The sequence below is a fragment of the Aurantimonas marianensis genome (assembly GCF_024195285.1).
Classification (GTDB): domain Bacteria; phylum Pseudomonadota; class Alphaproteobacteria; order Rhizobiales; family Rhizobiaceae; genus Aurantimonas; species Aurantimonas marianensis.
This window is the reverse complement of record NZ_JALHBS010000041.1, coordinates 1-275: the sequence shown is the minus strand read 5'-3', so window position 1 is coordinate 275 and position 275 is coordinate 1. Positions and strand designations below refer to the sequence as shown.

The following is a 275-nucleotide window of genomic DNA, read 5'->3' as shown; positions in this document are numbered from 1 at the left end:
CCTCGACCGCTTTCGTCCGGCACCCTCGCGCGAGACGCAGAAGGCCGAACTCGGCCTTGCCGGACGGCGGCTGATCGGTTGCTCGGGGCGCATTCGCCACCAGAAGGGCACCGACGTATTTGTCGATGCGATGATCGCCGTCTTGCCGCGCCATCCCGAATGGACGGCCATCGTGACCGGGCGCGTCACGGCCGAGCACGCGGCGTTCGATGCCGATCTGCGGCGTCGTGTCGCGGCCGCCGGGCTGAATGAACGCATCCGCTTCCTCGGCGAGG

Annotated in this window: 1 protein-coding gene; it reads left to right on the top strand. The window is 69.1% G+C overall.

What is annotated here, in order from left to right; genetic code table 11:
• Window positions 1–275 (top strand): glycosyltransferase (locus MJ956_RS07750; RefSeq protein WP_341482706.1); only part of this gene is annotated, 275 nt, incomplete at both ends.